At 62.0% G+C, this 22,379-nt stretch carries 35 protein-coding genes; 33 read left to right on the top strand and 2 right to left on the bottom strand.

Going from position 1 to position 22,379, the window contains the following annotated elements; translation table 11 throughout:
* From N1058_RS22835 to N1058_RS22675, 33 genes are all read left to right on the top strand, one after another.
* A partial coding sequence (locus N1058_RS22835; protein WP_476739416.1) for an EF-Tu C-terminal domain-related protein occupies nt 1–255 on the top strand: 255 nt, incomplete at its 5' end.
* Between the two features lie 63 nt (nt 256–318).
* Complete coding sequence (rpsJ, locus tag N1058_RS22830; RefSeq protein ID WP_007066362.1) at nt 319–627, top strand: 30S ribosomal protein S10; 309 nt, start codon at nt 319–321, stop codon at nt 625–627.
* 78 nt (nt 628–705) lie between these two features.
* Nucleotides 706–1,434, top strand: coding sequence for a 50S ribosomal protein L3 (gene rplC, locus N1058_RS22825; protein ID WP_265519892.1), 729 nt, complete (start codon nt 706–708; stop codon nt 1,432–1,434).
* Nucleotides 1,434–2,054, top strand: coding sequence for a 50S ribosomal protein L4 (gene rplD / locus N1058_RS22820; RefSeq protein ID WP_265519891.1), 621 nt, complete (start codon nt 1,434–1,436; stop codon nt 2,052–2,054). The genes rplC and rplD overlap by 1 nt, the downstream gene beginning before the upstream one ends.
* Nucleotides 2,051–2,344 (top strand): 50S ribosomal protein L23, encoded by a 294-nt coding sequence (locus N1058_RS22815; protein WP_265519890.1) that lies wholly within the window; start codon nt 2,051–2,053, stop codon nt 2,342–2,344. Before rplD ends, N1058_RS22815 begins: the two co-directional genes overlap by 4 nt.
* Nucleotides 2,345–2,364: 20 nt before the next feature.
* Nucleotides 2,365–3,201, top strand: a complete 837-nt coding sequence (gene rplB / locus N1058_RS22810) for a 50S ribosomal protein L2 (RefSeq protein ID WP_265519889.1) — start codon at nt 2,365–2,367, stop codon at nt 3,199–3,201.
* Between the two features lie 15 nt (nt 3,202–3,216).
* Nucleotides 3,217–3,495: a 30S ribosomal protein S19 gene (gene rpsS, locus N1058_RS22805; RefSeq protein ID WP_265519888.1), complete on the top strand. Its 279-nt coding sequence runs from the start codon at nt 3,217–3,219 to the stop codon at nt 3,493–3,495.
* 2 nt (nt 3,496–3,497) lie between these two features.
* Nucleotides 3,498–3,887, top strand: coding sequence for a 50S ribosomal protein L22 (gene rplV, locus N1058_RS22800; RefSeq protein WP_265519887.1), 390 nt, complete (start codon nt 3,498–3,500; stop codon nt 3,885–3,887).
* The gene (rpsC, locus tag N1058_RS22795; protein ID WP_265519886.1) at nt 3,887–4,588 is read left to right on the top strand and encodes a 30S ribosomal protein S3; all 702 of its coding nucleotides are present in this window, start codon (nt 3,887–3,889) and stop codon (nt 4,586–4,588) included. The genes rplV and rpsC overlap by 1 nt, the downstream gene beginning before the upstream one ends.
* A 24-nt stretch (nt 4,589–4,612) precedes the next feature.
* On the top strand, nt 4,613–5,026 hold the full coding sequence (gene rplP, locus N1058_RS22790) for a 50S ribosomal protein L16 (RefSeq protein WP_265519885.1): 414 nt from the start codon (nt 4,613–4,615) through the stop codon (nt 5,024–5,026).
* Nucleotides 5,027–5,040: 14 nt separating this feature from the next.
* Nucleotides 5,041–5,241 carry a 50S ribosomal protein L29 gene (gene rpmC, locus N1058_RS22785; RefSeq protein ID WP_159590046.1) on the top strand — a complete coding sequence of 67 codons (201 nt, stop codon included), beginning with the start codon at nt 5,041–5,043 and terminating at the stop codon, nt 5,239–5,241.
* 11 nt (nt 5,242–5,252) lie between these two features.
* The gene (gene rpsQ, locus N1058_RS22780; protein WP_265519884.1) at nt 5,253–5,495 is read left to right on the top strand and encodes a 30S ribosomal protein S17; all 243 of its coding nucleotides are present in this window, start codon (nt 5,253–5,255) and stop codon (nt 5,493–5,495) included.
* 66 nt (nt 5,496–5,561) lie between these two features.
* A complete protein-coding gene (gene rplN / locus N1058_RS22775) occupies nt 5,562–5,930 on the top strand; it encodes a 50S ribosomal protein L14 (protein WP_265519883.1) in 369 nt (122 codons plus the stop codon).
* A 12-nt stretch (nt 5,931–5,942) separates the two neighbouring features.
* Nucleotides 5,943–6,254, top strand: coding sequence for a 50S ribosomal protein L24 (gene rplX / locus N1058_RS22770; protein ID WP_265519882.1), 312 nt, complete (start codon nt 5,943–5,945; stop codon nt 6,252–6,254).
* Nucleotides 6,247–6,804 carry a 50S ribosomal protein L5 gene (gene rplE, locus N1058_RS22765; RefSeq protein WP_265519881.1) on the top strand — a complete coding sequence of 186 codons (558 nt, stop codon included), beginning with the start codon at nt 6,247–6,249 and terminating at the stop codon, nt 6,802–6,804. The genes rplX and rplE overlap by 8 nt, the downstream gene beginning before the upstream one ends.
* Nucleotides 6,805–6,831: 27 nt before the next feature.
* Complete coding sequence (gene rpsN, locus N1058_RS22760; RefSeq protein ID WP_265519880.1) at nt 6,832–7,137, top strand: 30S ribosomal protein S14; 306 nt, start codon at nt 6,832–6,834, stop codon at nt 7,135–7,137.
* A 12-nt stretch (nt 7,138–7,149) separates the two neighbouring features.
* On the top strand, nt 7,150–7,548 hold the full coding sequence (gene rpsH, locus N1058_RS22755) for a 30S ribosomal protein S8 (RefSeq protein WP_265519879.1): 399 nt from the start codon (nt 7,150–7,152) through the stop codon (nt 7,546–7,548).
* Between the two features lie 39 nt (nt 7,549–7,587).
* A complete protein-coding gene (rplF, locus tag N1058_RS22750) occupies nt 7,588–8,121 on the top strand; it encodes a 50S ribosomal protein L6 (RefSeq protein ID WP_265519878.1) in 534 nt (177 codons plus the stop codon).
* Nucleotides 8,122–8,133: 12 nt separating this feature from the next.
* Nucleotides 8,134–8,493 carry a 50S ribosomal protein L18 gene (gene rplR, locus N1058_RS22745; protein WP_265519877.1) on the top strand — a complete coding sequence of 120 codons (360 nt, stop codon included), beginning with the start codon at nt 8,134–8,136 and terminating at the stop codon, nt 8,491–8,493.
* Nucleotides 8,494–8,568: 75 nt separating this feature from the next.
* A complete protein-coding gene (rpsE, locus tag N1058_RS22740) occupies nt 8,569–9,129 on the top strand; it encodes a 30S ribosomal protein S5 (RefSeq protein ID WP_265519876.1) in 561 nt (186 codons plus the stop codon).
* Nucleotides 9,130–9,187: 58 nt separating this feature from the next.
* Nucleotides 9,188–9,388 carry a 50S ribosomal protein L30 gene (gene rpmD, locus N1058_RS22735; protein ID WP_265519875.1) on the top strand — a complete coding sequence of 67 codons (201 nt, stop codon included), beginning with the start codon at nt 9,188–9,190 and terminating at the stop codon, nt 9,386–9,388.
* A gap of 20 nt (nt 9,389–9,408) precedes the next feature.
* A complete protein-coding gene (rplO, locus tag N1058_RS22730; protein WP_265519874.1) occupies nt 9,409–9,879 on the top strand; it encodes a 50S ribosomal protein L15 in 471 nt (156 codons plus the stop codon).
* 253 nt (nt 9,880–10,132) lie between these two features.
* Nucleotides 10,133–11,473: a preprotein translocase subunit SecY gene (gene secY / locus N1058_RS22725; protein WP_265519873.1), complete on the top strand. Its 1,341-nt coding sequence runs from the start codon at nt 10,133–10,135 to the stop codon at nt 11,471–11,473.
* A complete protein-coding gene (locus N1058_RS22720) occupies nt 11,470–12,054 on the top strand; it encodes an adenylate kinase (RefSeq protein ID WP_265519872.1) in 585 nt (194 codons plus the stop codon). Before secY ends, N1058_RS22720 begins: the two co-directional genes overlap by 4 nt.
* A 194-nt stretch (nt 12,055–12,248) precedes the next feature.
* The gene (gene rpsM / locus N1058_RS22715) at nt 12,249–12,617 is read left to right on the top strand and encodes a 30S ribosomal protein S13 (RefSeq protein WP_265519871.1); all 369 of its coding nucleotides are present in this window, start codon (nt 12,249–12,251) and stop codon (nt 12,615–12,617) included.
* A 111-nt stretch (nt 12,618–12,728) separates the two neighbouring features.
* Nucleotides 12,729–13,118 carry a 30S ribosomal protein S11 gene (gene rpsK, locus N1058_RS22710; protein WP_265519870.1) on the top strand — a complete coding sequence of 130 codons (390 nt, stop codon included), beginning with the start codon at nt 12,729–12,731 and terminating at the stop codon, nt 13,116–13,118.
* A 104-nt stretch (nt 13,119–13,222) separates the two neighbouring features.
* Nucleotides 13,223–14,233: a DNA-directed RNA polymerase subunit alpha gene (locus N1058_RS22705; protein WP_265519869.1), complete on the top strand. Its 1,011-nt coding sequence runs from the start codon at nt 13,223–13,225 to the stop codon at nt 14,231–14,233.
* A gap of 57 nt (nt 14,234–14,290) precedes the next feature.
* Nucleotides 14,291–14,722 carry a 50S ribosomal protein L17 gene (gene rplQ, locus N1058_RS22700; RefSeq protein ID WP_265519868.1) on the top strand — a complete coding sequence of 144 codons (432 nt, stop codon included), beginning with the start codon at nt 14,291–14,293 and terminating at the stop codon, nt 14,720–14,722.
* Nucleotides 14,723–14,878: 156 nt separating this feature from the next.
* Nucleotides 14,879–16,357, top strand: coding sequence for a DegQ family serine endoprotease (locus tag N1058_RS22695; RefSeq protein ID WP_265519867.1), 1,479 nt, complete (start codon nt 14,879–14,881; stop codon nt 16,355–16,357).
* 2 nt (nt 16,358–16,359) lie between these two features.
* Nucleotides 16,360–17,679: a replication-associated recombination protein A gene (locus N1058_RS22690; protein ID WP_265519866.1), complete on the top strand. Its 1,320-nt coding sequence runs from the start codon at nt 16,360–16,362 to the stop codon at nt 17,677–17,679.
* A gap of 93 nt (nt 17,680–17,772) precedes the next feature.
* Entirely contained in the window at nt 17,773–18,150 is a 378-nt protein-coding gene (gene crcB / locus N1058_RS22685) for a fluoride efflux transporter CrcB (RefSeq protein WP_265519865.1), read from the top strand.
* A gap of 33 nt (nt 18,151–18,183) precedes the next feature.
* A complete protein-coding gene (locus tag N1058_RS22680) occupies nt 18,184–19,170 on the top strand; it encodes an RluA family pseudouridine synthase (protein ID WP_265519864.1) in 987 nt (328 codons plus the stop codon).
* 53 nt (nt 19,171–19,223) lie between these two features.
* Entirely contained in the window at nt 19,224–20,015 is a 792-nt protein-coding gene (locus N1058_RS22675) for an ATP12 family chaperone protein (protein WP_265519863.1), read from the top strand.
* A 121-nt stretch (nt 20,016–20,136) separates the two neighbouring features.
* Here N1058_RS22675 and N1058_RS22670 read toward each other — a convergent pair whose 3' ends face one another.
* A complete protein-coding gene (locus N1058_RS22670; protein WP_265519862.1) occupies nt 20,137–20,493 on the bottom strand; it encodes a YggT family protein in 357 nt (118 codons plus the stop codon).
* Nucleotides 20,494–20,564: 71 nt separating this feature from the next.
* The gene (locus N1058_RS22665; protein WP_265519861.1) at nt 20,565–22,376 is read right to left on the bottom strand and encodes a sodium:solute symporter family protein; all 1,812 of its coding nucleotides are present in this window, start codon (nt 22,374–22,376) and stop codon (nt 20,565–20,567) included.
* Nucleotides 22,377–22,379 lie beyond the last annotated feature (3 nt).

Raw genomic sequence — 22,379 nt, 5'->3', positions numbered from 1 at the left:
ATCCTGACCAAGGAGGAGGGCGGCCGCCACACGCCGTTCTTCACCAACTACCGTCCGCAGTTCTACTTCCGCACGACGGACGTGACCGGCGTGGTGTCGCTTCCCGAGGGCACGGAAATGGTGATGCCGGGCGACAATGTGACGGTCGATGTCGAGCTGATCGTGCCGATCGCCATGGAGGAGAAGCTGCGCTTCGCCATCCGCGAAGGCGGCCGCACCGTCGGCGCCGGCATCGTCGCATCGATCACCGAGTAACAGGACAAGCATCCGGCGCGGCGCGGGGTAGCCCGCGCCGCAGCGGAACAAGGAACTTGAAAAATGAACGGACAAAATATCCGTATCCGCCTCAAGGCGTTTGACCACCGGGTGCTTGATGCTTCGACGCGCGAGATCGTGTCCACGGCCAAGCGCACCGGCGCGAATGTCCGCGGGCCCATCCCGCTGCCGACGCGGATCGAGAAATTCACGGTGAACCGCTCGCCGCACATCGACAAGAAGTCGCGCGAGCAGTTTGAAATGCGGACCCACAAGCGTCTTCTGGACATCGTGGACCCGACCCCCCAGACGGTCGATGCTCTTATGAAGCTCGATCTTGCTGCCGGCGTCGACGTCGAGATCAAGCTCTAGGCGGAAGACAATAGGTTAGGAACCCGGGCAAGAAGCCGAAAGGCTGCGAGCCGGGAACCCTGAAAGGAAATCGAACCGATGCGTTCAGGTGTTATCGCACAGAAGATCGGGATGACGCGCGTCTACAACGAGGCGGGCGAGCATGTCCCTGTCACGGTTCTGCGCATGGAAAACTGCCAGGTCGTGGCGCAGCGCACCGAAGAGAAGAATGGCTACACGGCCGTTCAGCTCGGTGTCGGCCTTGCCAAGGTGAAGAACACGTCGAAGGCGTTGCGCGGTCATTTCGCTGCAGCCACGGTCGAGCCCAAGGCGAAGGTTGCCGAATTCCGGGTGTCGCCCGACAATCTTCTTGATGTCGGGGCCGAGATCACGGCGGATCATTTCGTCGCCGGCCAGAAGGTCGACGTGACGGGAACTTCCATCGGCAAGGGCTTCCAGGGCGTCATGAAGCGTCACAATTTCGGTGGCGGTCGTGCAACCCATGGCAACTCGGTGTCGCACCGTTCGCACGGTTCGACCGGTCAGCGCCAGGATCCGGGCAAGGTGTTCAAGGGCAAGAAGATGGCTGGCCACATGGGCAACCATCGCGTCACGACCCAGAACCTGGAGATCGTCTCCACCGATACCGAGCGTGGCCTGATCCTGGTCCGCGGCGCTGTTCCCGGCTCCAAGGGCGCCTGGATCATGGTAAGCGATGCCGTCAAGGCGCCGTTGCCAGAGGGCGCGCCGCTTCCGGCCGCCATCCGCGCCGCAAACAATGATGCCGCGAAGGCCGAAAACGCCGCCGCCAGCGAGGGGGCAGAATAATGGATTTTAAGGTAACCACCCTGGCGGGCACGGATGCCGGCAAGCTGAAGGTCTCCGACGAGATCTTCGGACTTGATCCGCGCGAAGACATCCTGCACCGCGTCGTGCGCTGGCAGCTTGCCAAGCGTCAGCAGGGCTCGCACAAGGCCAAGGGGCGCGCCGAGATCGCGCGCACCGGCGCCAAGATGTACCGCCAGAAGGGCACCGGCCGCGCCCGCCACCATTCGGCGCGCGCTCCGCAGTTCCGCGGCGGCGGCAAGGCTCACGGCCCGGTCGTGCGCAGCCACGAGCACGATCTGCCGAAGAAGGTTCGTGCCCTCGGCCTGAAGCATGCGCTTTCGGCCAAAGCGAAATCGGAAAGCCTGATCATCATCGACGATCTGGCATTTGCCGATGGCAAGACGAAGGTGCTGGTGGATAGCTTCGCCAAGCTCGGACTTTCCAACGTGCTGATGATCGGCGGTGCCGAGCTCGACGCAGGTTTCAAGCGCGCGGCGCAGAACATTCCGAATGTGGATGTGCTGCCGGTGCAGGGCATTAACGTCTACGACATTCTTCGCCGCGGCACGCTGGTGCTGTCCAAGGCGGCTGTCGAAGCCCTCGAGGAGCGATTTAAATGAATGACCTTCGCCACTATGACGTGATCGTCAGCCCGGTGGTCACCGAGAAATCGACGATGGCCTCTGAGAACAACCAGGTCGTCTTCAACGTGGCGCGCAAGGCCACCAAGCCCGAGATCAAGGCTGCCGTAGAGGCGCTTTTCGGTGTGAAGGTAAAGGGCGTGAACACACTTGTTCGCAAAGGCAAGGTGAAGCGGTTCCGCGGCACCATCGGCAGGCAGAGCGACGCCAAGAAGGCGATCGTGACGCTGGTCGAGGGGCACTCGATCGACATCGCTACTGGTCTTTGAGAGGCCGCGAGGATTAAGACATGGCACTCAAGAACTTTAAACCGGTAACCCCAGGCCAGCGTCAGCTGGTGATCGTCGACCGCTCCGGCCTCTACAAGGGCAAGCCGGTCAAGGGCCTTACCCAGGGGCTGACGAGCAAGGGCGGCCGCAACAATACCGGTCGCATCACGGCGCGGTTCCAGGGCGGCGGCCACAAGCGGACCTACCGGCTGGTCGATTTCAAGCGTCGCAAGTTCGACGTTTCGGGCGTCATCGAGCGTATCGAATACGACCCGAACCGGACAGGCTTCATTGCGCTGGTGCGCTACGACGATGGTGAGTTGTCCTACATCCTGGCGCCGCAGCGCCTGGCTGCCGGCGACAGGGTCATCTCCTCGCTCAAGGCCGTCGACGTGAAGCCGGGCAACACCATGCCGCTCTCTGCAATGCCGATCGGAACGATCGTGCATAATGTGGAGATGAAGATGGGCAAGGGCGGTCAGATCGCCCGCTCGGCCGGCGCCTATTGCCAGCTCGTCGGGCGCGATCAGGGCATGGCGATCCTGCGGTTGAACTCGGGCGAGCAGCGCCTGGTATCGGGCAATTGCCTCGGCACCGTCGGTGCCGTGTCCAACCCGGACCATTCGAACATCAGCCTCGGTAAGGCCGGCCGCAAGCGCTGGATGGGCAAGCGTCCGCACAACCGTGGTGTGGTCATGAACCCGGTCGACCATCCTCATGGCGGCGGTGAAGGCCGCACTTCGGGTGGTCGTCACCCGGTCTCGCCGTGGGGCAAGCCCACCAAGGGCATGAAGACGCGGTCGAACAAGTCGACCGATAAGTTCATCATGCGCTCGCGCCATCAGCGCAAGAAATAAGAAAGGTAACGGCAAGTGTCCCGTTCAGTTTGGAAAGGCCCCTTTGTCGATGGCTTTCTTTTTAAGAAGGTCGAGAAGGTTCGCGAAAGCGGACGCAAAGAGGTGATCAAGATGTGGAGCCGTCGCTCCACCATTCTGCCGCAGTTCGTCGGCCTGACCTTCGGCGTCTACAACGGCCAGAAGCATATTCCGGTGCTCGTCTCGGAAGAGATGGTGGGCCACAAATTCGGTGAATTCGCTCCGACCCGCACCTATTACGGCCACGGGGCGGACAAGAAGGCTAAGAGGAAGTAACGATGGGCAAGGCCAAAGCACCGCGCAGGCTTGCAGACAATGAGGCTCGTGCCGTACTGCGCACGATCCGCGTCAGCCCGCAGAAGCTGAACCTCGTTGCCGCGATGATCCGCGGGAAGAAGGTCGCGACAGCGCTCGCTGACCTTGAATTCTCGCGCAAGCGTATCGCCGGCACCGTGAAGTCGACGCTCCAGTCGGCAATCGCCAATGCGGAGAACAACCACGATCTGGACGTGGACGCGCTGGTTGTCGCCGAGGCCTATGTCGGCAAGTCGATCGTCATGAAGCGGTTCCATGCGCGTGGCCGCGGCCGCGCCAACCGCATCGAGAAGCCGTTCTCGCACCTGACGATTGTCGTCCGCGAAGTCGAAGAGAAAGTGGAGGCCGCCTGATGGGCCACAAAGTTAATCCGATCGGCCTGCGTCTCGGCATCAACCGCACCTGGGATTCCCGTTGGTTCGCGGACAATGCGGAGTATGGCGAGCTCCTTCACGAGGATCTGAAGATCCGCGAGTATATCGAGAAGGAACTCAAGCAGGCTGCCATTTCGAAGGTGGTGATCGAGCGTCCGCACAAGAAGTGCCGCGTTACGATCCACGCCGCCCGCCCGGGCCTGATCATTGGCAAGAAGGGTGCGGACATCGAGAAGCTGCGCCGCAAGGTCTCGTCGATGACGAATGCGGAAACGCATCTCAACATCGTCGAGGTGCGCAAGCCCGAGATCGACGCGAAGCTGATCGCCCAGTCGATCGCCCAGCAGCTCGAGCGCCGGGTGGCCTTCCGCCGTGCCATGAAGCGTGCCGTTCAGTCGGCCATGCGGCTTGGCGCCGAGGGCATCCGCATCAACTGCTCGGGCCGTCTCGGCGGCGCGGAGATCGCGCGCATCGAGTGGTATCGTGAAGGCCGCGTGCCGCTGCACACGCTTCGCGCCGACATCGACTACGGAACCGCCGAGGCGAAGACGGCCTATGGTATCTGCGGTGTGAAGGTCTGGGTATTCAAGGGCGAGATCCTCGAACACGATCCGATGGCGTCCGAACGCCGCGTTGTCGAGGGCGAGCAGGGCGGCAGCCGCCGCCGTGAACACGCCTGAGCCGGAATTTTGGAGTAGATAGAGATGCTGCAACCAAAGCGCACGAAATTCCGCAAGCAGTTCAAGGGCCGTATCCATGGCATAGCCAAGGGCGGCACTGATCTGAACTTCGGTTCGTTCGGTATCAAGGCTCTTGAGCCGGAGCGGGTGACCGCGCGCCAGATCGAGGCCGCGCGCCGTGCCATCACGCGCTACATGAAGCGCCAGGGCCGTGTCTGGATCCGGATTTTTCCCGACGTTCCCGTCACCTCCAAGCCGACCGAGGTCCGCATGGGTAAAGGTAAGGGTTCGGTGGATTACTGGGCCGCACGCGTTAAGCCCGGTCGCGTAATGTTCGAGATCGACGGTGTGGGCGTCGACGTTGCACGCGAGGCGCTTCGCCTTGGTGCCGCCAAGCTCCCGATCAAGACGCGCTTTGTCCAGCGCATCGCAGAGTAGGAGAGGCAGTCATCATGAAGGCCGTTGACGTAAGGGCGATGACGCCCGACCAGCTCGACGACGAGCTGGCCAAGCTGAAGAAAGAGCAGTTCAACCTTCGTTTCCAGAAGGCGACGGGGCAGCTCGAGAAAACCGCGCGTGTGAAGCAGATTCGCCGTGACATTGCGCGCATCAAGACAATCGCCGCCGAGAAATCGGCTGGCAGTAAGGCCTGAGGAAAGCGAATATGCCAAAGCGCGTTTTGCAGGGCACCGTGGTGAGCGACAAGAACGACAAGACGGTCGTCGTACGCGTCGAGCGCCGTTTCGCTCACCCGCTGCTGAAGAAGACCGTGCGCCGTACCAAGCGGTACAAGGCCCATGATGAGACGAATGCGTTGAAGGTCGGCGACAAGGTGCTGATCCAGGAAACGCGTCCGATTTCGAAGGACAAGTGCTGGATCGTCGTCAACGAGACACCCGCACAATAAGACCATTTGGACAAGCCGGAAGCTGCGCGAGAGGCGCACTTCCCACTAAGTAGAAGGCGGCCAGTCATGATTCAGATGCAAACAAACCTCGACGTGGCGGATAATTCCGGCGCACGTCGTGTCATGTGCATCAAGGTGCTCGGCGGCTCGAAGCGGAAATACGCTTCCGTAGGCGACATCATTGTCGTTTCGGTGAAGGAAGCCATTCCGCGCGGCCGCGTCAAGAAGGGCGACGTGATGAAGGCGGTTGTGGTTCGCACAGCCAAGGACATTCGCCGGGCCGACGGTAGCGTTATCCGTTTCGACAATAATGCGGCCGTTCTCGTCGACAACAAGAAAGAGCCCGTGGGCACCCGCATCTTCGGACCGGTTCCGCGCGAACTTCGCGCCAAGAGCCACATGAAGATCATCTCGCTCGCGCCGGAAGTGCTCTAAGGAGGCCGGGAAATGCAGAAGATCAAAAAGGGCGACAATGTCGTCGTGCTCGCCGGCCGCGACAAGGGTCGTTCCGGTGAAGTCATTCAGGTGATGCCGAAGGAAGACAAGGCGCTGGTTCGCGGCGTCAACATCGTTCGCCGACATCAAAAGCAGTCCGCGCAGGATGCAGGCGGCATCATTGCCAAGGAAGCGCCTATCCACCTGTCCAACCTCGCTCTGGCCGACCCCAAGGACGGCAAGCCGACCCGCGTCGGATTTAAGATCGACGGAGACAAGAAGGTTCGCGTTGCGAAGCGCTCGGGAGAAACGATCGATGGCTAACGCTAAGATTCAGCCTCGCTTGAAGAAGAAGTACGACGAGGTCATCCGCAAGGAGCTCCTCGAGGCCTTCAAGTACGAGAACGAGATGCAGGTCCCGCGCATCGACAAGATCGTCATCAACATGGGCGTGGGCGAAGCGACGGGCGATTCCAAGAAGCCGTCCATCGCTGCGGAAGACCTGGCGCTCATCGCCGGCCAAAAGCCGGTCATCACCAAGGCCCGCAAGTCGATTGCCGGCTTCAAGGTGCGTGAAGAGATGCCGATCGGCGCCAAGGTCACCCTGCGCAAGGAGCGCATGTACGAATTCCTGGACCGCCTGGTCAACGTCGCGCTTCCGCGCGTTCGCGACTTCCGCGGCCTGAACCCAAAGAGCTTCGACGGCCGCGGCAACTTCGCCATGGGCGTGAAGGAGCACATCGTGTTCCCCGAGATCAATTACGACAAGGTCGATCAGATCTGGGGAATGGACATCATCGTCTGTACGACTGCAAAGTCCGATGACGAAGCGCGCGCGCTTCTGAAGGCTTTCAACTTCCCGTTCCGGCAGTAACGGCAGGCGAGCAAAAGGAACTTTTCTATGGCAAAAGTCAGCGCAGTCGAGAAGAACAAGAAGCGCCGCGAATTGGTAGACCGCTATGCCGCAAAGCGCGCATCGCTCAAGGCCATCATCAAGGATCAGGACAGGCCGATCGAAGAGCGTTTCAAAGCGCAGCTTCAGCTGTCCGCGCTTCCGCGCAATTCCTCCAAGACCCGCATCCGCAACCGTTGCGATGTGACGGGCCGTCCGCGGGCCTATTACCGCAAGTTGAAGATGTCGCGTATCGCGTTGCGCGAACTTGGCAATAGCGGGCTCATTCCGGGCCTGGTCAAGTCGAGCTGGTAAGGGAGCAAGAGTATGTCTGTGAGCGATCCACTCGGCGATATGCTGACCCGCATCCGCAATGCCATCGGCCGCAAGAAGAACACGGTCTCTACGCCGGCTTCGAAGCTGCGCGCCCGTGTGCTGGATGTGTTGAAGACTGAGGGCTACATCCGCGACTACAGCCAGGTCGACTACGACAATGGCAAGTCGGAGCTCGAGATCGAGCTGAAATACTACGAGGGCACCCCGGTCATACGCGAGATTGCACGGGTTTCCAAGCCGGGCCGCCGCGTCTATGTGTCGGTGAAATCAATCCCGCAGGTTGCGAACGGTCTCGGTGTGGCCATCCTTTCGACGCCCAAGGGCGTGATGGCCGACCATGAAGCCCGTGAGCAGAATGTCGGCGGAGAGGTGCTCTGCCAGATCTTCTGATCCGGCGGAACCCAACAACGGAACAACGAGGACAAGAACATGTCTCGTATTGGCAAAAAGCCGGTCCCGGTGCCGCAGGGCGTCACAGCCAGCGTCGAGGGACAAACCGTGACGGCCAAGGGCCCGAAGGGTGAACTGAAGTTCGTCGTCAACGACGAGGTTCTGGTCAAGATGGAAGACGGCGGCATCGCCGTCGATCCGCGCGACCAGTCCAAGGATGCGCGCTCCAAGTGGGGCATGTCCCGCACGCAGATCCAGAACATCGTTCAGGGCGTGTCGGGCGGCTTCGAAAAGCGCCTGGAGATCAACGGCGTCGGTTATCGCGCCGCGATGCAGGGCAAGCGGCTCCAGCTTTCGCTTGGCTACAGCCACGAGGTCCATTATGAGGCGCCCGAGGGCGTTACCATAACCGTGCCAAAGCCGACGGAAATCGTCGTCGCCGGCGTGGACAAGCAGGTGGTCGGCCAGGTCGCGGCGGAAATCCGCGAATTTCGCTCTCCCGAGCCCTACAAGGGCAAGGGCGTAAAATACGCGGACGAGACAATCGTCCGCAAGGAAGGCAAGAAGAAGTAAGGAACGCAAGCCATGGTGTCGAAGGTATCCGTTAAGCGGCGCGCCGGGCGCGTTCGCCGGAAGTTGAAGGCGGTCGCCAACGGGCAGCCGCGGCTTTCGGTCCACCGCTCGTCCAAGAATATTTATGCCCAGGTCATCGATGACGTGAAGGGACACACCCTTGCCGCCGCCTCGACCCTGGAAACCGACCTGAAGGGCAAACTGAAGTCGGGAGCCGATACGTCGGCCGCGATGGAGATCGGCAAGCTTATTGCCGAGCGCGCCAAGAAGGCCGGTGTAGAGAATGTCGTGTTCGACCGCGGCCCCTATCTCTACCATGGCCGCATCAAGGCGCTGGCCGACGCTGCCCGCGAAGGCGGCCTCAAGTTCTAACCCCGTCCTGGGCGTCTCTGGCGCCCGGGATTTTTATCAACCCCGTGCTTCCGGAAAAGAAAAAGGACAAGGATAATGGCACAACAAGGCCGCAGGGACGATCGCCGCGAGCGCGAAGAGCGCGACAGCGAATTCGTCGATAAACTCGTTCACATCAACCGCGTTGCCAAGGTGGTCAAGGGTGGCCGCCGCTTCGGTTTCGCCGCACTCGTCGTCGTCGGCGACCAGAAGGGCCGTGTCGGCTTTGGTCACGGCAAGGCGCGCGAAGTGCCGGAAGCCATTCGCAAGGCGACCGAAAGCGCCAAGCGCGATCTGATTTTCGTCCCGCTTCGTTCGGGCCGCACGCTGCATCACGACGTTGACGGCCGCCATGGCGCGGGCCGCGTCCACCTGCGCGCCGCCAAGGCCGGTACCGGCATCATCGCCGGCGGTCCGATGCGCGCCGTCTTCGAGACGCTGGGCGTCCAGGACGTCGTCGCCAAGTCGCTCGGGTCTTCGAACCCGTACAACATGGTGCGCGCGACCTTCGATGCGCTGAAGAGCCAGAAGCATCCCAAGGATGTAGCGGCCCAGCGCGGCATCAAGTATTCGACCCTCCAGGCGCGCCGCGGCACTGCCGCCGGCGGCGAGGAATAGGCAGGGCGCGGTTCGGCACGTCAGATGACGAGCTGGACCCAATCAAGGATTGACGGACATGGCTGAGAAGAAGAAGGGCAAGACGATCACCGTTGAGCAGATCGGCAGCCCCATTCGCCGCCCTAAGGAGCAGCGCGCCACGCTGGTCGGCCTGGGCTTGAACAAGATGCATCGCCGCTCGACGCTGGAGGATACTCCTTCCGTGCGCGGCATGGTCGCAACGGTGCAGCACCTCGTGCGCATCGTCGACGAAGCCTGAGAGATCGAGGAGCAGGATCGATGAAACTCAACGAACTCAGGGACAACGAAGGCGCCACCCATTCGCGCAAGCGTCTGGGCCGGGGCATCGGCTCGGGCACCGGCAAGACCGGCGGCCGCGGCGTCAAGGGTCAGAAGTCGCGCTCCGGCGTGGCCATCAAGGGCTTCGAGGGTGGCCAGATGCCGCTCTACCGTCGCCTGCCCAAGCGCGGCTTCAAGAACATCTTCAGCAAGAAGTTCAACGAAGTATCGGTCAGCCGCATCCAGACGGCAATCGATGCCAAGAAGCTCGATGCTGGTCAGACGATTGACAGCGCCGCACTGGTCAAGGCCGGCGTCATCCGCCGCGTCAAGGACGGCGTGCGGGTGCTCGGCAATGGCGATATTTCGGCGAAGGTCGTTCTCGACGTTGCCGGCGCCACCAAGTCGGCCATCGAGAAGATCGAAAAGGCCGGCGGTTCGGTGAAGGTTGTCGAAAAGGCGGCTGAATAGACATCTTTGGCAGGCGGCGGATCCATTCCGCCGCTTGCAACCTCGTCCGCCCGAGCTTATCTCGGGCTGGCACAATGTGCTGCCGGTTCTAGCGGTGCGGCGCATGATCCGCCCCATTGATCCGCCAAGGGGGGGTGGGCGGTTCGGTGTTTTGATTGTTTCCTGGCTTCGATCCACGGAATCGGTCGATAGGGGAACCGGCGTCCACATTCCTGTTCGCGCGGCTTGCGCGTGACCAAGCGGAGAACTTTTCATGGCATCGGCAGCCGAACAACTTGCCTCCAATCTGAATTTTTCGGCCTTCGCCAAGGCGGAAGACCTGAAGAAGCGCATCTGGTTCACGCTGGGCGCGCTTCTCGTTTACCGGCTGGGCACCTATATCCCGATGCCGGGCATCAATCCCGAGGCGTTCGCGCAGGCGTTCGAACAGCAGTCGGGCGGCGTTCTCGGCGTCTTCAACATGTTTGCAGGCGGCGCGGTCGAGCGCATGGCGATCTTCGCCCTTGGCATCATGCCTTACATCTCCGCCTCCATCATCATGCAGTTGATGACCTCGGTCGTTCCCACTCTTGAGCAGCTCAAGAAGGAAGGCGAGCAGGGCCGCAAGGTTATCAATCAATATACCCGCTACGGCACCGTAATCCTCGCCACCGTGCAGGCATACGGCATTGCGATAGGGCTTGAGAGCGGGGCGAACATTGTCACCGATCCGGGCTGGTTCTTCCGCATTTCGGCCGTCATCACTCTGGTGGGCGGAACCATGTTCCTGATGTGGCTTGGCGAGCAGATCACGGCGCGCGGCATCGGTAACGGCATTTCGCTGATCATCTTTTCGGGTATCGTCGCCGGCCTTCCATCGGCAATCGGCGGCACGCTGGAATTGGGGCGCACCGGTGCCATGTCGACGGGCCTGATCCTTGCGATCATCGTGCTGGCCATCGTCGTCATCGGCGTCATCGTCTTCTTTGAACGAGCCCAGCGCCGGCTGCTGATCCAGTATCCGAAGCGCCAGGTCGGCAACCGCATGTTCCAGGGCGATACCTCGCACCTGCCACTGAAGCTGAACACGGCCGGCGTGATCCCGCCGATCTTTGCATCATCTCTGCTGTTGCTGCCGACCACCGCAGCCGGCTTCTCCGATACGACGCAGCTTCCCGCCTGGGCCGGCACCGTGCTTGCCACGCTCGGTCACGGCCAGCCGCTCTACATGATCCTTTATGCCGCGCTGATCGCCTTCTTCGCGTTCTTCTATACGGCTATCGTCTTCAATCCGAAGGACACGGCCGACCAGCTCAAGAAGCATTCCGGCTTCATTCCCGGCTATCGCCCCGGCGAGCGGACGGCTGAATATATCGATTATGTGCTGACCCGCATCACGGCCGTGGGCGCTCTCTACCTGGTTCTCGTTTGTCTGCTGCCGGAGTTCCTCATCGCGTCTACCGGCGTACCCTTCTATCTGGGTGGCACGTCGCTGCTGATCGTCGTCAGCGTGACGCTCGATACGGTGGCGCAGGTGCAGGGACATCTGATCGCGCATCAGTACGAGGGATTGATCAAGAAATCGAAGCTGCGTGGGGGGAAAAGAGGACGATGAGGCTTATACTTCTTGGGCCGCCGGGGGCGGGTAAGGGGACCCAGGCGCAGCGATTGGTGAACAAGCTTGGCATTCCGCAGCTTTCCACCGGCGACATGCTGCGCGCGGCGGTGAAGGCTGAGACCGATGTCGGCAAGCGGGCCAAGGCCGTCATGGACGCCGGCGAACTGGTGTCGGACGCGATCGTCAATGCCATCGTCGCGGAAAGAATCGATCAGGAAGACTGCGCAAATGGTTTCATCCTCGATGGATACCCGCGCACGCTTGCCCAAGCCGACGCGGTGGAGGAAATGCTCGCCGAGCGTGGACTAGCGATTGACGCGGTCATCGAACTGGTGGTCGACGACAAGGCACTGATCGGGCGGATCGAGAAGCGGGCGGAGCAGGCGAGGGCCGACGGCCAGGCAGTGCGTAAGGACGACAATGCCGATGTGTTCGACGAGCGGCTGCGCGAGTACTACAAGAAGACGGCACAACTGACCGGCTATTACTACGCCAAGGGCAAACTCCGCTCGGTCGATGGCATGGCGGACATCGAGGATGTGACGCGGCAGATCGAACAGGTTCTGCAGTCGGTCTGACTGCATTCAAAATGTCGCTCGGGGAGTTGACTTTTCCCGGCGATTCCGTCAAAGACGGCCCAATTCGCTTGAATGTCAAAAGCGGTCGGTGCCGGTCTGAGAAATTCAGGGCTGGGATCGGGCGCTTTCGTCTTGTCCGGCTAATAGTTGAAAAGACCCGCCGGACAGGCGGCAGGAAACCAAGGAGAGCCGACGTGGCCCGTATTGCTGGCGTCAACATTCCGACAAACAAGCGCGTCGTCATTGCGCTTCAATATATTCACGGCATCGGGCCGAGGTTCGCCCAGAAGATCGTTGCCCAGGCCAACATTCCGGCCGAGCGTCGCGTGAACGAGCTGACGGATGCCGAAGTGCTTCACATCCGCGAGGCCATTGACCGCGACTACCAGGTCGAGGGCGATCTGCGCCGTGAAGTCTCGATGAACATCAAGCGTCTGATGGATCTCGGCTGCTACCGCGGCCTGCGTCATCGTCGCTCCCTGCCGGTACGCGGCCAGCGCACGCACACCAATGCGCGCACCCGCAAGGGCCCAGCCAAGCCGATCGCCGGCAAGAAGAAGTAATTAGCGATTAGAGAACAGTGAGCAGGTAAACCCTATTCGCTACTCACTATTCGCTTCTTTGGTGGAGCCGCTGGCACTACGGCGGTGTAGAGATCGACTGAAAGGAATAATATGGCTAAGGAAGCCGCACGCGTTCGTCGTCGTGAACGCAAGAATATCTCGTCGGGCGTTGCTCATGTGAGCTCGACGTTCAACAACACCATGATCACCATCACCGACGCGCAGGGCAATGCGATTGCCTGGTCGTCGGCCGGCTCGCAGGGCTTCAAGGGTTCGCGCAAGTCGACGCCGTTCGCCGCTCAGGTCGCCGCCGAAGATTGCGCCCGCAAGGCTGCCGAACATGGCATGCGGACGCTCGAGGTCGAGGTGTCGGGCCCAGGTTCGGGCCGCGAGTCCGCCCTCCGCGCGCTGCAGGCCGCGGGTTTCACGATCACGTCGATTCGCGACGTGACGCCGATCCCGCACAATGGCTGCCGCCCGCGCAAGAAGCGCCGCGTCTAGCATTATCACTTACCGCAAGAGCGGCGGATCGTCCGTCGCTCCTCTACGGTTTCCAGATCGCCCGCCACGAATGGATGGTGGCGGGGTAACGGAAGGAAATCAGAATGATCCAGAAAAACTGGCAAGAACTCATCAAGCCCAACAAGATCGAGTTCACGTCCAAGGGCAAGACGCAGACCACGCTCGTCGCCGAGCCGCTGGAGCGCGGCTTCGGCCTGACGCTCGGCAACGCGCTTCGTCGCGTGCTGCTGTCGTCGCTGCGCGGCGCCGCCGTCACCGCCGTCCAGATCGACGGCGTGCTGCACGAATTCTCGTCGATTCCCGGCGTGCGAGAGGACGTGACCGACATCGTCCTCAACATCAAGGAAATCGCCATCGGCATGGAAGGCGATGGGCCCAAGCGCATGGTCGTGCGCAAGCAGGGACCGGGCGCCGTGACCGCCAGCGATATCCAGACCGTTGGCGACGTCGAGATACTGAACCCCGAGCATGTGATCTGCACCCTCGACGAGGGGGCCGAGATCCGTATGGAGTTCACCGTCGACACGGGCAAGGGCTATGTGCCCGCCGACCGCAACCGCGCCGAGGATGCGCCGATCGGCCTGATTCCGGTCGACAGCCTCTATTCGCCGGTCAAGAAGGTCTCCTACAAGGTCGAGAACACCCGCGAGGGCCAGGTTCTCGACTACGACAAGCTGACCATGACGCTGGAGACCGACGGTTCGGTGACCGGTGAGGACGCGGTGGCTTTCGCTGCGCGCATCCTGCAAGATCAGCTCGGCCTGTTCGTGAATTTCGAGGAGCCGCAGAAGGAGCAGCCTGCCGAGCAGGTTACGGAGCTTGCCTTCAACCCGGCGCTTCTGAAAAAGGTCGACGAGCTGGAGCTTTCGGTCCGTTCGGCCAACTGCCTGAAGAACGACAACATCGTCTATATCGGCGACCTGATCCAGAAGACGGAAGCCGAGATGCTGCGGACGCCGAATTTCGGCCGCAAGTCGCTCAACGAAATCAAGGAAGTGCTGGCGTCTATGGGGCTGCACCTGGGCATGGAAGTTCAGGATTGGCCACCGGACAATATCGAAGAACTCGCCAAGCGCTACGAAGATCAGTATTAAGAGCAAGAGCCCGGGCGCGCCCGACAGGGCCACGAAGGGTATTGAAGGAGAATAGCCATGCGCCACGGAAAATCCGGCCGCAAGCTGAACCGTACCGCCAGCCACCGCAAGGCGATGTTCGCCAACATGGCGGCTTCGCTTATCGAGCATGAGCAGATCGTCACCACATTGCCGAAGGCGAAGGAGATCCGCCCCATCGTCGAGAAGCTGGTGACGCTCGGCAAGCGGGGCGACCTGCATGCCCGCCGCCAAGCCATCGCCGCAATTCGCGACGAGAACCTTGTGCGCCGTCTGTTTGACACCGTTGCTCCGCGTTATGCTTCGCGCAATGGCGGCTATCTGCGCATCATGAAGGCCGGCTTCCGCCATGGCGACAATGCGCCGATGGCCGTCATCGAGTTCGTCGAACGCGATGTTGCAGCCAAGGGCGCCGTCGATCGCGCGCGGGTCGAGGCCGAGACGGCCAACGAAGAGACCGAAGCGGCATAAGATCGCCGTCAGCGAGACCGATTGATAGAGGGGCCCCAGCGGCCCCTTTTTCTTTTTGTCCCTGTGCTGTCCCCAAAACGGCTGGATTTGCGGTCTTTCAATGCGCACATTCTTTTGGAACATGACGTGCGGATTCGGAATGACGAGAGACGATTGATGCGAACATCGTTGAAATGGGTAGGGGCGGTGATCGCCCTTGCCGCCGCTGCTGCGCTGCCCCTCGAAACGGCCGGCTCGCAGGAGGTGGAGCCGCAGGGTTTTATCTCGAAACTGCTTCGCGGCAGCCAGGATAGCGAACCATCGGCGGAGACCGCTCCGAAGCGCGTTCCGTTCTCGCAATCCGAGGTGCAGCTTTCCTTCGCGCCGCTCGTCCGCGAAACCGCGCCTGCGGTCGTCAACGTGTACGCGTCTTCGCGCGTCGAGGTGCGTTCGCCCTTCATGGGGGATCCCTTCTTCGAGCGCTTCTTCGACCTGCCGCAGATGCCGCCGCGCGTTCAGTCTTCTCTCGGTTCCGGGGTGCTGGTCGATCCGTCGGGCATCGTGGTGACGAACTATCACGTCATCCGTCAGGCGGACGAGGTGAAGATCGCCATGGCGGACGGCCGCGAATTCGCGAGTGAAATTCTTCTCAAGGACGAGGGCCTGGATCTCGCCGTCCTCAAGATAGAAAATGGCGGTGCGTTTCCTTCCGTCAGGCTGGGCGATTCCGAGGCACTTGAAGTCGGCGATCTTGTTTTGGCCATCGGCAACCCCTTTGGCGTCGGCCAGACGACGACCAGTGGCATCGTTTCTGCGCTCGCGCGCACGCCACGCGGCATCACCGACTTCGGCTTCTTCATCCAGACCGATGCCGCCATCAATCCCGGCAATTCCGGTGGCGCGCTGATCGACATGAAGGGCGAGGTGGTCGGTATCAACACGGCGATTTTCAGCCGTTCTGGCGGCTCCAACGGCATAGGCTTTGCCATTCCGGCCAATATCGTGCGCGCCGTCGTCAAGGCGGCCCGGAACGGGGCGGACTATTTCGAGCGGCCCTATGTGGGCGCCAGCTACGAGCCGGTCACCCCGCGTATCGCCGAGGCGCTGGGAATGGAGCGGCCGGCCGGTGCGCTGGTGACCAATGTCGCCGAAGGTAGCCCGGCCATGCAGGCGGGTCTGAAAAGCGGTGATGTGATTGTGGCCGTCAACGGAACGCCGGTCGATACACCCGATGCCCTCGAATACCGACTCGCGACCCTTGGTATCGGCGAAAATGCGGAAATCGAAACGTTGCGAGGAGGCCGCAAGGAGACACTGTCGCTTGCCATTGAGCGACCGCCTCAGGATGTCGGGAGGCCGGTCGAAATAGGCGGTGAGGGGCCCTTCGCCGGTTCGTCGGTTGCTCTGTTGTCGCCAAGCCTTGCCCAGCGTCTGCGTCTGCCGGTCAACCTCAAGGGCGTGGTCATCGTCGATGTCGCCCGCAACTCGCCCGCCGCGAAACTCGGCCTGCGTAAGGGCGACATCCTGCGTGAGATCAATGGCGAGGAGCCGAAGAACGCCGAGGAAGCCCGCAGGCTGGCCGAAAGCAACACGCGCTGGTGGCGCTTCTCGCTGGAGCGCGACGGCCGGCTTCTGCGCCAGATGCTGAGATATTAGCTGTGGCGGACGATCTCTTCACAAGGAATGCTGCACCGGGCCAGCAGCCAGCCGGTCCGCTTCCCGATCGATTGCGGCCGACGCGCCTCGGCGAGGTGGTTGGCCAGGAACATCTGACCGGTCCGGAGGGCGTGCTGGCGCGCATGATCCGCTCGGGCTCGTTGGGCTCGCTTGTTTTCTGGGGACCGCCCGGCACCGGGAAGACGACCGTCGCACGGCTGCTGGCCGGCGAAACGGAGCTGGCATTCGAGCAGATATCGGCCATCTTTTCAGGCGTCGCCGATCTCAAGAAGGTGTTCGAGAGCGCGCGCCTGCGGCGCCAGCAAGGCCGGCAGACACTGCTTTTCGTAGACGAGATCCACCGTTTCAACCGTGCCCAGCAGGACTCTTTCCTGCCGGTCATGGAGGATGGCACCGTCGTGCTGGTCGGCGCCACGACGGAAAACCCGTCTTTCGAACTGAATGCCGCGCTTCTGTCCCGCGCGCGCGTGCTCGTTTTCCACCCGTTGGAGAGCGAAAGCCTCGCCCGGCTTCTGGAGCGCGCTGAAACCATGGAAGACCGGTCGCTGCCGCTCGATGGCGAGGCGAGGGCGGTCCTGCTGCGCATGGCCGACGGCGATGGCCGGGCGCTGCTGACGCTGGCCGAGGAAGTGTGGCGCGCGGCGGGCGATGGCGAGGTCTTCGATGCCGAAGCCCTGCAGAAGATCGTGCAGCGCCGCGCGCCGGTCTACGACAAGGGGCAGGACGGGCACTACAATCTGATCTCGGCGCTGCACAAATCGGTGCGTGGTTCCGATCCCGACGCGGCGCTCTATTATCTGTGCCGCATGTTCGACGCGGGCGAGGACCCGCTTTATATCGGCCGGCGGCTGGTCCGCATGGCGGTCGAGGATATCGGCTTGGCCGATCCCCAGGCGCTCGCCGTCACCAACGCCGCCAAAGACGCCTATGACTATCTGGGCTCGCCGGAGGGCGAACTCGCCTTGGCGCAGGCCTGCATCTATCTGGCGACCGCGCCGAAATCGAACGCTGCCTATACGGCCTTCAAGCAGGCGATGGCCGCGGCCAAGGAGAACGGCTCACTGCTGCCGCCCAAGCACATTCTCAACGCGCCGACCAAGCTGATGAAGCAGACCGGCTATGGCAGCGGCTATCAATACGACCACGACATGCCCGACGCCTTTTCCGGCCAGAATTATTTTCCCGAGGCCATGGACCGCCAGAAATTCTACGACCCGCCGGAGCGCGGCTTCGAGCGCGAGATCCGCAAGCGGCTGGATTACTGGGCAAAGCTGAGGCGGGAGCGGAGCGGGGACGAATAGCTCGCTCTTTGCATCGTGCTTTCCGAAAAACGATTCCGATTTTGGGGCCGATGCTGTAGGAAATAACCGGCAAGCACCGGGTGTGGGAACAGCATGTATCATCTATTTCTCGTCTGTATCGGCGGCGCGCTGGGCGCGGGCATGCGCCATCTGGGCGTCCAGTGGGTCGGCCGTGTGTTAGGCCTGAGCTTTCCCTGGGGCACATTGGCGGTGAATGTGATCGGCTCGTTTGCCATGGGGCTGTTCATCGAATATCTGGTGCGTCGCACGGGCGCGCCGGCTGAGGTCAGGCTTTTCGTAGCGACGGGCGTGCTCGGCGGGTTCACCACATTCTCCGCCTTTTCGCTCGATGTGGCGGTGCTGTGGGAGCGCGGTGCGGCTTTCCCTGTGCTTGGCTACGTACTTGGTAGCGTGTTTTGCGCGATCTTCGCACTCTTTGCAGGATTGTGGCTCGCAAGAAGCGTCTGGTGATGCTATCTGCGCCTCAACTGAAAGTCAGGTGACATGGCAGGCGTAGAACAGATCGAAGTGGACGGCGGCGAGGCGGGCATGCGCCTCGACCGGTGGTTCAAGACACATTATCCGGGTCTGGGCTTCGGCCAGTTGCAGAAGCTCCTGCGCACGGGACAGGTGCGCGTGGACGGTGGCCGCGCCAAGGCGGACACGCGCGTCCAGCCCGGCCAGACGATCCGCGTTCCGCCGATTGACGTCGATCGCAAGGGCGGCGGACCGACCACCATGCGCACCATGCGCGACCAGGGCGACGCGGAAGTCCTGTCGCAGATGCTCATTCATGAGGACCCGAAGGTTTTCGTCTTCAACAAGCCGGCCGGGCTGGCCGTGCAGGGCGGGTCCGGCGTAAGCCGCCATGTCGACGGCATGCTGGAGGCCTGGCGCAACAAGAAGGGTGAGAAGCCGCGCCTGGTGCACCGGCTCGACCGGGACACGTCCGGCGTTCTGGTCGTGGCCCGCACGCGGCTGGCCGCGATGCGCCTGGCCGAATCCTTTCGCGCCCGCGAAACCAAGAAGATCTATTGGGCACTGGTAAAAGGCGTGCCGAAGAAGGCCGAGGATCGGATCTCCACCTGGCTGGTGAGGGAACCGACGCCGGACGGCGACCGCGTGCGGGTCGCCAAGCATGGCGAGCCCGACGCTGACCACGCGATTTCACACTATCGGGTGGTCGAGCAGGCGGGCATGCAGCTTTCCTGGCTGCACATGGAGCCCTTTACCGGCCGCACCCACCAACTCCGCGTGCATGCCGCGCATATCAAATGCCCCATCATCGGCGACCCGAAATATTTCGAGGCCGACCAGAACTGGGAACTGCCCGGCGGCATGCAGAACCGCCTGCACCTTCATGCCCGCCGCATCATCATCCCGCATCCAGACGGAGGCAAGGTGGACGTGACCGCGCCCATGCCGCCGCACATGCAGCAGAGCTGGAACCTTCTGGGCTTCGATGAAGCCCTCGGTGAAGCCGACCTGTAGAAAAGCCCGGGCCTTTCTGTGGCATCCGGCGCCAGGAAACCTATATCGGACCCATGCGCGATATTCTGAACGATCTCGAAGCCGGCAAGCAGCTCTCCGACCCCGATCCGGTGAAGCGGGCACAGAAACAGATGAAGACGCCACTGCTGAAGCGCTTCTACAAGAGCGTCGATGTCGCCGGCGAGGCAGGAGTTTGGAAGGTTCTCTTGGACGGACGCGCCGTGCGCACGCCGGCGGGCAATCATCTAGCGCTGCCCACGGCCAGCGCCGCCAAACTGGTCGCAGATGAGTATGACGCCCAGAGCAGCGAGATCGACCCGATGACCATGCCCGTCACGCGGTTAGTCAACACCGCTATCGATGGCGTGGCAAACGATGCGCAGGCGGTAGCAGAAGACATACTGCGATTCGCCTCGAACGACCTCCTTTGCTACCGCGCGGAAGGACCGGAGCGGCTCGTCCACTTGGAGGCGGAGGCTTGGGATCCGGTGCTCGACTGGGCACAAGGCCAGCTTGGCGCACGCTTCGTGCTTGCCGAAGGCGTCATGCATGTGGAGCAGCCCCGCCAGGTGATCGCCGCCTTGGGCGTTTATCTCAAGCCGCGCTGGGAGCCGTTCCGGCTGGCCTCGTTGCATGTGATGACGACGCTGACTGGGTCGGCGCTGCTGGCGCTCGCCGTCGAGGCCGGCGCCATCGGCGCGGACGAGGCATGGGCGGCCGCCCATGTGGACGAAGACTGGAACATCTCGCAATGGGGCGAGGATGCGGAAGCCGCTGCGCGCCGCGCTGCCCGCGAGCGTGATATGAAGGGCGCCGTCGCCCTGCTTGCGGCACTAGACTCCTAGGTAGGTCTGGACCTCGACCTTTCTTTGCGCGTCCATTCGGACGCACGCAGCTCCAGCTTATTTTTCAGCATTCATGCGGATGCAGGCGATTCCACCTGACCGCAAGATACTGTGGCCCCGGTTATCTGCCGAACGTCTGATAGATCATCGCGGCGATCTCGCTTTCCAGCGGGAACGACAGCATGCCCATGACCGAATAGCCCAGAAGCCACGGCATCAGGTAGAATCGGATCATGAAAAAGAACCAGGCGACATAGACCGGGACCAGCATATCCAACAGGAAGCTCGGCGTGATCGGGCGGAACAGCCGCAGGATCGGGTTGGTCACACGTACGAAGAAGCGCATGAAGAAGAAGTTCGAATCCTCGGGCAGGAAGATGCTCATGGCAGTTCGTCCGATGAGCGTCCACATGATGACGCCGAGAACATAATCGATGATGATGACCCAGATGGGAAAGACGGCCAGGGAGCCCTGCATTCGCGCATATTCCTGTTCGAGACAAATCTGGGGCGGGAGTTGATCCCGCCCCAGTACTTCCTATCGCATGTCTAGTGCTTGGCTGCCAGGATGGGCGGTCCCACGGGAACGCGGGTGTCGTCCACCATGCGCTGGATTTCCTCGTCCGGGGCAGGGGTCATCAGCGTGACCGCCACCATCGAGACCAGGCTAGCCGCCATGCCGACGATGCCGAAGCGCAGATGATCGAGACCGAACCACGGGGTTCCGCCGCCATAGACGTAGAACAGGTAGCTCGTGCCGGCGATAAAGCCGATCACCATGCCCGCTACCGCACCTTGACGGTTGGCCCGCTTCCACCAGACGCCCAACATGAGCGGGAAGAAGAGGCCGGAGGCCGCGAAGCAGAATGCCCATGCCACGGCACCCAGAATACCGGTGAGCTGAAGCGAGGCGATCAACGCACCGAGGGCGCCGATTCCGACCAGCAGCACACGGGCAACGATGAGCCGTACCGAAGTGTCTGCCTTCGGATCGATCATCTTGTAGTAGAGATCGTGACTGAGCGCGTTGGCGATGGCGAGCAGTAGACCGTCCGCTGTCGACATGGCCGCGGCCATGCCGCCGGCTGCAACGAGACCGGAAATCACATAGGGAAGACCGGCGATTTCAGGCGTGGCCAGAACGACGATGTCCGGACGCATGAAGAACTCGTTGAGCTGAAGGATGCCATCTCCGTTCTGATCGGCGATCGCCAGGAACCCGACGCTCGACCAGTTCTGGATCCAGGCAAGCGAAGCCACTTCGGCAAAGGGCTTGCCGATGATTGCCGTAGGCAGGCTTGGGTCCAGAAGCTGCAGCTTCGTGAGCGTGGCAAGAGCCGGCGCCGTGAAGTACAACAGGAAGATGAACAGCAGCGACCAGGCAACGGATCTGCGTGCCGAACGCACGGAGGGCGTGGTGAAGTAGCGCATGAGGATGTGGGGCAGCGATGCCGTGCCGCACATCATGACCAGCGCCAGCGTAACGAACTTCCACTCCGCATACTCGCCCACGGGCCCCGTATGCGGCGTTGTCAGCACCGAAAGCCCGGCGACGGCCTCGGCCGGCGGGTTAAGCCCGTATTGAGCCTCGAACTGGCTCATATTGGCTGCCGCCTCGCCATAGGTGAAGTGCGGAATGATGCCGAAGCCCTGGGCGTTCGACATCCAGATGACCGGGACCAGATAGGCGATGATCAGCACGATATACTGCGCCACCTGCGTCCAGGTCACCGCGCGCATGCCGCCCAGCATCGAGCAGAGGAGGATGCCGAGAAGGCCGAACCAGACGCCGACCGAGAACGGAATGTGCAGCGCGCGCGCCGCGATCGTTCCGGTAGCGTTGATCTGTGCCGTCACATAGGTGAACGATGCCACGACGAGCACGACGACCGCGCAGAATCGGGCGAGATTGCCGCCGTAGCGGGTGCCGATATAGTCGGGCACGGTATAACAGCCGAATTTGCGCAGATAAGGCGCCATCAGTGAATTGACGAGCACATAGCCGCCGGTCCAGCCGATGATGAAGGCCATGTAGCCATAGCCGCCGAAATAGATGCCGCCGGCCAACGCCACGAAGGATGCGCCCGACATCCAGTCGGCCGCGGTGGCCATGCCGTTATAGACCGCCGGGACCTGTCGCCCCGCCACATAATAGGCGTCGACCTCCATCGTCCGCGAGAGCCAGCCGATCACCGCATAGATGGCGATCGTGAAGGCGACGAACAGGATGCCGATCGTGTCGGCGCCGACGCCAAGCTGCTCCAATATGGCCATCAGAATGATGAACCCGAGGAAGCCACCGGTGTATATGCCGTAAACGCGACCGATATTGTCCAGGAACCTTCCTTGAATCAATGCCATGAC

The organism is Nitratireductor luteus (assembly GCF_026162365.1).
Lineage (GTDB): Bacteria > Pseudomonadota > Alphaproteobacteria > Rhizobiales > Rhizobiaceae > Chelativorans > Chelativorans luteus.
The sequence above is the reverse complement of the archived record's forward strand: the minus strand, read 5'-3'. Positions and strand labels throughout refer to the sequence as shown.